The 10,576-nt window shown below is 58.8% G+C and carries 13 protein-coding genes; 1 reads left to right on the forward strand and 12 read right to left on the reverse strand.

Annotation, left to right across the window (positions count from 1 at the left end; genetic code table 11):
* Nucleotides 1–3: 3 nt before the first annotated feature.
* Genes tssG through tssA form a run of 12 tightly spaced genes read right to left on the reverse strand, consistent with a single transcriptional unit; the run spans nt 4 to nt 9,196 of the window.
* Entirely contained in the window at nt 4–1,011 is a 1,008-nt protein-coding gene (gene tssG, locus ACYZUM_RS25920; RefSeq protein WP_003229570.1) for a type VI secretion system baseplate subunit TssG, read from the reverse strand.
* Complete coding sequence (tssF, locus tag ACYZUM_RS25925; protein ID WP_007962320.1) at nt 975–2,762, reverse strand: type VI secretion system baseplate subunit TssF; 1,788 nt, start codon at nt 2,760–2,762, stop codon at nt 975–977. Before tssF ends, tssG begins: the two co-directional genes overlap by 37 nt.
* A 27-nt stretch (nt 2,763–2,789) precedes the next feature.
* The gene (locus ACYZUM_RS25930) at nt 2,790–3,221 is read right to left on the reverse strand and encodes a hypothetical protein (RefSeq protein ID WP_198758429.1); all 432 of its coding nucleotides are present in this window, start codon (nt 3,219–3,221) and stop codon (nt 2,790–2,792) included.
* Between the two features lie 17 nt (nt 3,222–3,238).
* Nucleotides 3,239–3,409: a hypothetical protein gene (locus tag ACYZUM_RS25935; protein ID WP_473061199.1), complete on the reverse strand. Its 171-nt coding sequence runs from the start codon at nt 3,407–3,409 to the stop codon at nt 3,239–3,241.
* Between the two features lie 20 nt (nt 3,410–3,429).
* Nucleotides 3,430–3,591, reverse strand: a complete 162-nt coding sequence (locus ACYZUM_RS25940) for a hypothetical protein (protein ID WP_198758431.1) — start codon at nt 3,589–3,591, stop codon at nt 3,430–3,432.
* A gap of 11 nt (nt 3,592–3,602) precedes the next feature.
* On the reverse strand, nt 3,603–3,968 hold the full coding sequence (locus ACYZUM_RS25945; RefSeq protein ID WP_108184224.1) for a hypothetical protein: 366 nt from the start codon (nt 3,966–3,968) through the stop codon (nt 3,603–3,605).
* A complete protein-coding gene (locus ACYZUM_RS25950) occupies nt 3,965–4,642 on the reverse strand; it encodes a DUF6695 family protein (RefSeq protein WP_097089465.1) in 678 nt (225 codons plus the stop codon). Before ACYZUM_RS25950 ends, ACYZUM_RS25945 begins: the two co-directional genes overlap by 4 nt.
* A gap of 1 nt (nt 4,643) precedes the next feature.
* A complete protein-coding gene (locus ACYZUM_RS25955) occupies nt 4,644–5,168 on the reverse strand; it encodes a PAAR domain-containing protein (protein WP_108184225.1) in 525 nt (174 codons plus the stop codon).
* Nucleotides 5,169–5,179: 11 nt separating this feature from the next.
* Entirely contained in the window at nt 5,180–5,587 is a 408-nt protein-coding gene (gene tssE / locus ACYZUM_RS25960; RefSeq protein ID WP_041071603.1) for a type VI secretion system baseplate subunit TssE, read from the reverse strand.
* 9 nt (nt 5,588–5,596) lie between these two features.
* Nucleotides 5,597–7,072, reverse strand: a complete 1,476-nt coding sequence (gene tssC / locus ACYZUM_RS25965) for a type VI secretion system contractile sheath large subunit (RefSeq protein ID WP_003229584.1) — start codon at nt 7,070–7,072, stop codon at nt 5,597–5,599.
* A 25-nt stretch (nt 7,073–7,097) separates the two neighbouring features.
* Complete coding sequence (gene tssB, locus ACYZUM_RS25970) at nt 7,098–7,601, reverse strand: type VI secretion system contractile sheath small subunit (protein WP_003229587.1); 504 nt, start codon at nt 7,599–7,601, stop codon at nt 7,098–7,100.
* Between the two features lie 32 nt (nt 7,602–7,633).
* On the reverse strand, nt 7,634–9,196 hold the full coding sequence (tssA, locus tag ACYZUM_RS25975; protein ID WP_108184226.1) for a type VI secretion system protein TssA: 1,563 nt from the start codon (nt 9,194–9,196) through the stop codon (nt 7,634–7,636).
* A 208-nt stretch (nt 9,197–9,404) separates the two neighbouring features.
* On the opposite strand from tssA, the gene ACYZUM_RS25980 reads away from it, so the two are divergent.
* Nucleotides 9,405–10,385, forward strand: coding sequence for an IS5-like element IS1384 family transposase (locus ACYZUM_RS25980; protein WP_010466230.1), 981 nt, complete (start codon nt 9,405–9,407; stop codon nt 10,383–10,385).
* The last annotated feature ends 191 nt before the right edge of the window (nt 10,386–10,576 follow it).

Below are 10,576 nucleotides of genomic sequence, written 5' to 3' on the forward strand. Positions count from 1 at the left end.
TCCTTAATGAATTTTGCTGCCCAGAGTGACCACGCCGTCTGCTTTCTCGCAGCCCAGCCAACTGGTCCAACCCAGGCGACAGTCGTTCTTCTCACCAATGCGCAGTTCGCGGATTTCTTCCGGGCGCAGCACCAGGCGAATGTCGTAATCGAGCGGGTCACGCAAGGTGAACCGCACCAGCGCGCACAGCGGCTGGTAACCGAAACCGATCGGCAGGAATTCGTGGAATCGCTCCCAGTCGAGTTCGGTGATGTGAATGCGAAATTTACCGCTGCGGTCGCGCACCTGCTCGCCCAGCACCAGGTCTTCACCGAGCAGGCTGTTGGCGCGACCGAGGCGGTTGCGCTGCTCGTCGAGGATCTCCACGCGGCGCTCGATGCACTGCTCGATGACCAGGTCTTCGTGTTTGAAGTAGTAACGCAGCACGGCTTCGATCAGCGCCGCGGAGTGCGCGCGCAAGCTGAGCAAACCGAGGTACGGCAGCAGGCGTTTCCAGTTCAGTTCCTTGGCCTTGCGGATCTCGTCGCCGCCCAGACCGATCAGCGCGAACAGCTGCGAAGAGAACGGGTCGATCGCGCCACTCTGGAAGCTGGCGCGATAGCGGTACTTGCGCCAGATCGGCAGCATCAGCCGTTGCAGGCGATGGTGGAACAGGTCGAGGAAATTGCGCGTCGGGTTGCCGTCCTCGCTGTCGCCCAGCGCTTGTTCGCCGTAGAACGCCGGCAGCGGCGAACCGGAGCCGACCAGCCCGATCAGGTTGAAACGCATGCGCGCGCGCATCTGCCCGTGCTCTTCGAAAAACTCTACGCGATCGACGTCGCTGCGCGGAAAGCCCAGGCTCGGGTTGGCCTGGAACTCCACCTGATCGTACAGATCGTCTTCGCTCAGGTACGGGTGCGCCTCGCGCAGCCGGTCGATCACCAGCAGCACGGCTTGAAACAGCGAGTACTCGCGTATTACCTTGGTCAGCCCGCTTAAAGCAGGGGCTGCAGGCCCATACGTGGTGTCCATTGGTACACCTCTCCCTGTGTGCTTTTTACCCGCAGCTCGTGGTACGAATTGAGACTGGCGTAAAGCGCGAAAAACTCGTTGAGAACCGAGGCGAAAACGAACAGGTCGCCTTCGCCGATATACCCTTCCGGGTCGATGGTCAGTTCGGTGCGCAGACCGCGCACCGGCAAGCCACGGTGCAGCCGGTCGACGTGGTGGTGCTTGATGTGCTTGAGGCCGCCGAGCAGGCGTTTGCTGACCTTCTCCGCGTGCTGGTCGTAGTAGCGCGGCAGGTCGTAGGTTTCGAGAATCACCTTCAACGCGTTGACGTCGGCCAGCGACAGATAGTTGAGCGACATGTTGCTGATCAGCTTCCACAGGAAGTCACGGTTCAGCGGCGGCGCAAAGCTCGACGTGGCCGGGGTGATGTTGCGGAAACTGAGGAACTCCGGGGTCTCTTCACAGGCCATGCAGATGTCGCCGAGCTTGAGCTTGCGCGGCAGGTTCTGGTTGGTGCAGATCAGCTCGATCGACAGGGTTTCGTGAGCTTCGGTGTGGCGGATGCCGAAGCTCAGGTAGGTGTCGAGGCCGTCATGCAGCAAGGACGAACGCTGGCGGATGCTGTAATGCGGACGGCTGTTGGGCACGTCGAAACTCGGGTCGTGCTCGAACGATTCGAACGGCACGTACTCCTGATAACCGAGGCCGCCGGGCTTCCAGCCGGTGACGGTTTCCACCGAGAACACGCCGCAGTTTTCCAGATCGTATTCCGCCGGCAGCAGCAGGTATTCGTCCTGTTTGCCATCGAGGCGGATCGGCAGGGCGTCGTGGGCGAACAGGTTGGCAATCGGCGTGCAGAACAGCTTCACGTTATCCAGGGTCGGCCGCATGCGCATGATCCCGCTCTTGCGGATATCGAAACGCAGCTCCAGGCCGCGCATCTGCTTGAGCGTGTCTTCCGGCAGCGCCTTGAGGATGTCCAGACCGTTGACGTCGACGAACAGGAACTTGTCCTGGAAGGCGAAGTATTCCTGCAGGTAGCGATAGCCACGGAAGGTGTTCAGCGGATACGGGATCAACGCTTCTTCTTCGGCAAAGCCCACCGGCTTGACCCGGTCACCGGGAATCTTGAACGCCATCGGCTTGCCGGCCACGCCATCGATTGGCTTACCGGCGCCGTCGAGCGGGATCAGCTCGATGCCTTCCAGGTTGCGCAGCAGACTCAGATACAGCATCTGACTGATGTAGCGTTCGCCGGCAAAGTGCAGGCGCAGCTTGCTCAGCTCCAGCTCACCGAGGTGACCGTCAGCGCTCATTTCCAGACGCAGGCTGAGCAGCGAACCGTCGCCCTTCACCGAGTAGTTCAGCGCGGCCAGATCCAGCGGCAGCACCTCGGTCGGGTAGCAGGTGCGGAAGCGGCAACGCACGTCCTCGATCGGTTTGCTTTCGATCGGCGTATCGCGCTCGACCACTAGCGCCGGCCCCGACCGCTTCAGCGGATCGAACTGCAGAATGCTGAACGCCGGCAGCGGGCGCATGTAGTTCGGCCACAGCAGTTGCATCAGCGAGTGGCTGAGCTCCGGCAGCTCGTCATCGAGCTTCTGCCGCAGACGCCCGGTGAGGAACGCAAAACCTTCCAGCAACCGCTCCACATCCGGATCCCGCCCAGCCTGGCCCAGGAACGGCGCCAACGCCGGACTACGCTCGGCGAAACGGCGACCGAGTTGGCGCAGTGCGGTGAGTTCGCTTTGGTAGTAGTGGTTAAAGGACACGGGTTACCTGCCTGGTAGTGGAACTCATCAAAAAAAAATCCTGTAGAGCGCAACCGTCACGCCCGCACAGCAATAGCCGGCGATCAGGAGATACGGCACGAGCAGAATCCAGCCGTAAGCCATGAATGCACTGTCGAACGGCCCGGCGATCAGACTGCACAAGCCATAAAGCATCCAGGGCACCGCGTAGAAAGGTATGAACTTCAACGGCGCCAGCCAGACCATTCGCAGCGCCTGCTGCTCATTGCGGCGCTTCGCAGTCCGCGATACCCACAGAGCAAACAACAGCAGCCCGGGCAAGCCGAAACACAACAGATACTCCCAGTGAGTCTCGGACGAATCGAATGTCGAAAATTCGCCAATCCACAAGCCATAAGATGAGAACGCCAGCATGGCCAAGAATGGCGTCCACAAGGCGCCCATGAAGAAACTCAGCTGCGCGCGACTGAGGATGGGCATCTCGTTCGATACACCAATCACGGGCAACCCCTCATCTTCGAAACCAAGTCCTGCGAAGCAATCGCAGGCAATGCCTGCCGCATCAGCTCCAGCGCAACTGCACAGGTGTTCAACAGGTACACGTCATTGCGATAGACCCGCTGAACAGCGCTGGCAGGCAACGCGAAAGACCCTGTCCAGCCCAACATGCAGATGATCCCTGGCAGTTTCATGGGCAGATCGAAGCCTCACGGATCGTCCATTCCCGTTGCGTGCCTTCAGTGACCTTCTTGACCGCAGCCAGGCGTTGTTTCAACTGAGAGGAGTCAAGGGTCTTGTTGCCCGCGGCATCGTGGATGTTCAACTGATAGTTGCCTGTCATCCGGATCATATTCAGCCACATCATTTGACCGCTGCCGCATTCAGTTCCAGAACTGTTCCATCCTGTAAATAAACAACGTCACCACCGTCGTAACCAAGTAGGTCCTGGCTGGTTAACTTACGGCCCTCTGTAAGGCCGTGCTTTATCCAACCCTCAGCCCAGATGTCCCCACTCTCATAACGAATCTCAACGTAATAGGCTGGAGGATCTGATTTAGTGATTTCAAAAAAAACTCCTCCATCCTGCGCCCCGCTCCAATGAGCATTAGGATGATTTTTCAAGGTCGGTACCTTTCCGTCAGAACGCTCAAGCAATGAGTAGGCTGCGATTCCCAAAAAGAGCGTCAGCGCAAATATGGAAACGAAAGTCCACTTCAATACCTTCACTTGCTAATCTCCAAAGTGTCGGTTGAGAAGATGTAGTCCAGATCTGGTTCACTGAATTGAAATTGGGCCATGTAGGCACTTGGGACGACAACCCGCGTACGAAAAGGAATCGAGAAACCAACCGCCTCTGCCAAATCCGTCGCAAATGTCACACAGTTATGATTTCCGAGATCATATTCTTGCCGTTTGGCGTTCGAGTTTTCCGCCTCTTTCGCTTTGAGCCAAGTAAGCGCTTGGTCGTAGACATGTCCTCTCAAAACAACCCCGGTGATATTTCCGGATTGACCGTGCTCGATGGCGATGTGTCTGAGGGTTTTCTTGAGGGACGATTCAGTAATCGAGCCACCTTTCAGTACCACGTCAGGAATTCGACCAACACGTACCCGCCCTGCCGGTCCAGGCCCGGGATAACGACCATATTCATAATATTTTGACTGACCCGTTTTTCCGTTAATTACGAGAACGCCCGCATGTCCGAGGTAGGGAGCTTTGCCACCGGGTATCTCTATTTTTTTACCGAAAAACGTCGTCTGATAGCCGTCGATGTGGATTTTGTAGTCTGGAAAAACAACTGGAATAACGTAGTCGTCGTCACCCACCAAATAGATTTGAACCGGCGCCACATCAGCTGCAGGCGTCGTTACTACGGTTGTGACTTGAGCCGCTTGACCCATCTCACTCTCCTCGCAAAAGCCAGTTCGGCTTAGCAGCGAACTGAACGCTTTGTGATTGAGCCTTTTGACCCAAGGGCTTCGAAAAACCCGCCTCGTCTGTCACTCCCTGCACCTGCGTCCCATCCTCTAGTGTCGCTACATAGGAGACGTTTTTGAGTGGTGCCCCGGAAGCAGCGTCCAAGAGCTGAACACGGACATTGAACCCAAAAATACTCAACGGAATCGGTGGAACGAACGGTGCAGGCGTATGCGAATTCCCGATGATTACCGTCCCGGAGCCGGCAGTGACCTTGTTGCCATGGGCCCCGACTGAACCTACGGTGGCGGCAGGTTTGCCATTGATCAAAACCGTCGTCGCCAGATCGCCGACCAACGCACCACCACACGCCGAGGCATCGCCTTGGCGGGCGGCCGCGAGGCCGTCGAAGAACACGTCGCCGGAACCGGCGGCGATCGGGTTGGTACCGTGGCCTGGAAGTGGGCAAGCGGTGGGGTCGGATACGCGTGCTGCGGGTTTGCCAGACATCGGGAATCTCCTTAGGTGACCTTCACTTGACCGCTGCCATCCAGGCGCGCGGAAAAACTGACCTGACGCTTGAAACCCTCGACTTCCAGCAGGCCTTCGATGCTGAAGGCCAGCCGCAGTTGATCGTGGTCACGCGGCAGGGAAATGACACGCACGTTGCTCAGGCGCGGCTCGTAGGCTTCGATGAAGTTTTCGATGGCCAGACGGGCCTGACTCAGGGAGTCGTGCAGGCTCAGACGCATGTCATTGAGATCGGGCAACCCGTAGTCGGCCAGCGTTTGCACGCTGCCGGCCCGGGTGCTGAGCATTTTGGCCAGATGGGCAGCCACTGACGCCATGGCACAAGCCTCGAGGCTGTTGCCCTTGCGTAGTTCCGCGTCGCCGTTGAGGCGCTCGAACAGGCTGCCGTATCCGTCCATGAGTCGCTCTTACTCTTTGTCCAGCTTGCCAACCAGCGACAGGGTGAAATCGGCACCCATGTACTTGAAGTGCGGACGCACGTTCAAGCTGACGCGGTACCAGCCCGGCTCGCCTTCAACGTCGCTGACGATCACTTGCGCAGCGCGCAGCGGACGACGGCCACGCACTTCGGCGCTCGGGTTTTCCTGGTCGGCGACGTACTGGCGGATCCACTTGTTCAGTTCCAGCTCGAGGTCGGTACGCTCTTTCCACGAACCGAGTTGCTCGCGCTGCAGCACTTTCAAGTAGTGAGCCAGGCGGTTGACGATCATCATGTACGGCAGTTGGGTGCCGAGCTTGTAGTTCAGCTCTGCAGCCTTGCCTTCTGCGCTGATGCCGAAGAACTTCGGCTTCTGCACCGAGCTGGCGGAGAAGAACGCCGCGTTGTCGGAGCCTTTGCGCATGGTCAGGGAGATGAAGCCTTCTTCGGCCAGTTCGTATTCACGACGGTCGGAGACCAGAACCTCGGTCGGGATCTTGGTTTCGATTTCGCCCATGCTTTCGAAATGGTGCAGCGGCAGGTCTTCAACCGCGCCACCGCTCTGTGGGCCGATGATGTTCGGGCACCAGCGGAATTTGGCGAAGCTGTCGGTCAGCTTGGTGCCGAACGCGAACGCGGTGTTGCCCCACAGGTAGTGCTCGTGGCTGTTGGCAACGGTTTCCTTGTACACGAACGATTTCACCGGGTTTTCTTCCGGATCGTACGGGTTACGCAGCAGGAAACGCGGCACGGTCAGGCCAACGTAGCGGGAGTCTTCCGAAGTACGGAAGCTCTGCCATTTGGCGAATTGCGGGCCTTCGAAGTGGTCTTTCAGATCTTTCAGATCCGGCAGGCCGGTGAAGCTTTCCAGACCGAAGAATTTCGGGCCGGCGGCGGCGATGAACGGCGCGTGGGACATGCACGAAACGCTGGCCACGTACTGCATCAGTTTCACGTCCGGCGAGCTTGGGGACATGAAGTAGTTGGCGATGATCGCGCCGACTGGCTGACCACCGAACTGGCCGTATTCAGCGGTGTAGATGTGCTTGTACAGGCCCGACTGCATGACTTCCGGCGAATCTTCGAAATCGTCCAGCAGGTCTTCTTTGGAGACGTTGAGGATTTCGATCTTGATGTTTTCGCGGAAGTTGGTGCGGTCGACCAGCAACTGCAGGCCACGCCACGACGATTCCAGTGCCTGGAAGTCCGGGTGGTGCAGGATTTCGTCCATCTGACGGCTGAGCTTGGCATCGATCTCGGCGATCATGCGGTCAACCATGGCCTTCTTGACCGGCTCACCGTTGTTCTGCGGCTTGAGCAGTTCTTCGATGAACGCCGACACGCCACGCTTGGCGATGTCGTAGGCTTCGTCGTCCGGGGTCAGACGGGTTTCGGCGATGATGCTGTCGAGAATGCTGTATTCGCCGCTTTCGGCGCTCTTCTCTTGTGCTGCGCTAGTGCTCATTGTGTTGGCTTCCTTGGCTGGAGTCTCAGGCGTCCGGGGCTGCGGCGTTCAGGCCCAGCTCACCGAGTACGCGACCGCGGGATTCGTCGTCGGCGAGCACGCCTTCGATCGCTTTACGGAACGCAGGTGCGTTACCCAGCGGGCCTTTGAGGGCCACCAGCGCATCGCGCAGTTCCATCAGTTTTTTCAGCTCAGGCACTTGCTCGACCAGGCTGGCCGGGTTGAAGTCCTTCATCGAATTGACGCGCAGTTGCACAGCCAGCTCGTCGGCCTCGCCATCTTCCTGCAGACGGTTCGGCACGCTCAGCGTCAGACCCAGCTCTTGCTTGGCCAACACTTCGTCGAAGGTCATCTTGTCGATGCTGATCGGCTTGCGATCTTCGATTTTGCGATCGTCCTTGCGGTGGGTGTAGTCACCGATTGCCAGCAGCTTCAGCGGCAGTTCAATCTCTTCCTGAGCACCGCCGGTGGCGGGTTTGAAGGTGACGTTGATGCGTTCCTTGGGGGCTACCGAGCCTTCTTTGGCCATGGCTTTTCTCCTTGCGGTTGTGGCCCTGGGGCCTATTCGAGTACCACTTCGAGATCGAGGTGGCACAGCCTGCGATAAATCTCTTCCTTGCGTTCACGCACTGCATGGTTCTGCGGCAACAACTCGCAGCAACTGTGCAGCAGGTGCAGCACTTCCAATGCAAGATCGGGCTCCCAGGCGTGCAGGCCTGAGTCCTGTAATGTCTGATCGAGGGTTTCGAGCTGGTTCTTGGCCAGTTCGTATTTCTTGGCCATGAAGCACAGCCGCGCGAGGGCGAACTGCCAGAAGAACCGCTCGCGGCCACCGTGGGCCGACTGCAGCCCCTGTTTGAGGATTTGCACGGCAGGCTTGAGGCCTTCTTTGCGCAGCAGCGGCAGCACGTCCTGCAGGGCCTTTTCCCAGGCGGGCTGGGTTTCGATGTCATCGGTTTCGACCTTGCGCGGCGCGCTGGCGCTTTGCAGGTGCGGCATGACATTGCCGGCGATCCACGCCCGGGTGGACGGATCGGCAAACGGCGCGCCGTCATGGAAACGACATTCGATGATCCCGGGCAGGCGCTGAACCAAAAGCGCGAAGTGGATTTCCACTTCGCGCATTGCCATCTCGGCGTTGAGGTTCTGGAGACATTCCCAGACCATCCTCTGGCCATCGAACCAGAACGGCGCCTTCGCCAGGCTCGCCTCCAGTTCCACCAGCAGGTCGGCGTATTTGCCTTGATCGAAGCGATCCTGATACTGCTTGAGTTTGTCCACCGGCAGACCGCGCAACACGGTGATCTGCTCGGCGTTGCGCTCGGGCACCGCGTCGATCGGCAGCCACAGTAAGGTGCGGTTCAGACGCAAGGCACGCAGGTCGGTGGCCTTCTGCTTGAGCCACCAGGCACACAACGGACGCGCGCTTTCCTGCTGGGCGCGCAGAGCCTTGTAGGCGTCTTTTTCGTTGTCGATCGGTGCGCCGGGGGTCAGCAGCTGGCTCGCGGCCTGCTTGACCTGCGCCACCGCCGCACCCACCACACCGGGGGCCGGCTGATTGTCGGCGGCACGCTGGATCATGGTTTTCAGGCGGCGCGAGAGCGGCAACAGCAGCGGCGCGTCGTCGCCCAAATGTTCAGTGCACGCGGCATCGAGGCCGGCCAGATGCTCGGACAACTGCCGGAACATCGGCAGCTGTTCCTTGATCGCAATGTTTTCGGTGAGCACCTGCTCCAGGCGCGGCACCAGCCAGCCGATGGCGGCGGCACGGGTACGCGGCTTGAGCGGGTGAACGTCGGCCCAGTGGTTTTCCGACAGATGGTGCAGCAGACCGAGGCCGGCCAGCAGCCCGGGGAAGGATTCGCGCTGGTACAGCGACCAGGTCAGCCAGGCGCCGACACGCAAATCCTTGGATTGGGTGCGCAGCAGGTTTTCGCTGTTTTCGCGGATTTTCAGCCAGTCGATCTGCCCGCTTTCGTGCATCGACGAGGCTTTGGCCAGCTCGCTTTCCAGCGCCTCGAATTCGCTCGAAAAACGAACGTCTTCGCCCGCGAAATTCTCTTTGGAAACAGAGACTTTTGCGAGTTCGAGGTAATGGGCGGAAAGTTTGCTTGAGTAGGACATCCATGGCCTTTATTCAGGATTACAGTCAGGCGCCTATTGGAGTTACCGCGGCGCGGGACAGTATCGAAGAGCGGTGAAGCGACTCATCCAATTGAGATGTGCTCTTTCAAGTGGGCGCATCGTAATCACTATGATGGCCACTAGGGAAACTCTGAAAAAGACTTTCTGATTTGGCAAAATACCGCGACCCCACCCACCGAGTTTCCCGATGAAGCAGATGACCTTCGCCGACGCCGAGTACGCTGGCAAGCGCAAGCAAACCCGCAAGGAGTTGTTCCTGATCGAGATGGATCGGGTGGTGCCGTGGAAGGGCTTGATTGCTTTGATCGAGCCACATTATCCGAAAGGTGAAGGTGGCCGTCCGGCCTACCCGTTGATGGCGATGCTGCGTGTGCATCTGCTGCAGAACTGGTTCGGCTACAGCGATCCAGCGATGGAGGAAGCGCTGTACGAAACCACGATCCTGCGCCAGTTTGCCGGGCTGAACCTGGAGCGCATCCCCGACGAAACCACCATTCTCAACTTCCGCCGCTTGCTGGAGAAACACGAGCTGGCGGCCGGCATCCTCGCTGTCATCAATGGCTATCTGGGCGACCGCGGCCTGTCGCTGCGCCAGGGCACCATCGTCGATGCAACGCTGATCAATGCGCCCAGTTCGACCAAGAACAAGGACGGCAAGCGCGACCCGGAAATGCACCAGACCAAGAAGGGAAACCAGTATTATTTTGGCATGAAGGCCCACATCGGCGCCGATGACGAATCGGGTCTGGTGCACAGCGTAGTGGGCACGGCGGCCAATGTGGCGGATGTCACCCAGGTGGACAAATTGCTGCATGGCGACGAAAACGTGGTCTGCGCCGATGCAGGCTACACCGGTGTCGAAAAGCGGCCCGAGCATGAAGGACGTGAAGTTATCTGGCAGGTGGCGGCACGCCGCAGCACCTACAAAAAACTCGATAAGCGCAGCGTGCTGTACAAAGCCAAGCGCAAGATTGAAAAGGCCAAGGCTCAGGTGCGCGCCAAGGTCGAGCATCCGTTCCGGGTAATCAAGCGCCAGTTCGGTTACACCAAGGTGCGCTTTCGCGGCTTGGCCAAAAACACGGCGCAACTGGTGACACTGTTCGCTCTGTCGAACCTGTGGATGGCGCGCCGACATTTACTGACGAATGCAGGAGAGGTGCGCCTGTAATGCGGGAAATGGCCACCGGAGTGGGGTCCGGGTGGCGAAAACGTAAGAAATACTCGTCGAATTGATTGTTTTTTGATCATTTGGCGAGTTTAAAAGTTGCGCTAGGTGGTATGCCGGGGAAATACATGGCTACTTCAGACCATCCCTAGCAAGCATCTGATTAAACAACAAGACGAAGTGTTCAGTGGGGT

This window comes from Pseudomonas sp. m6p (assembly GCF_055760375.1).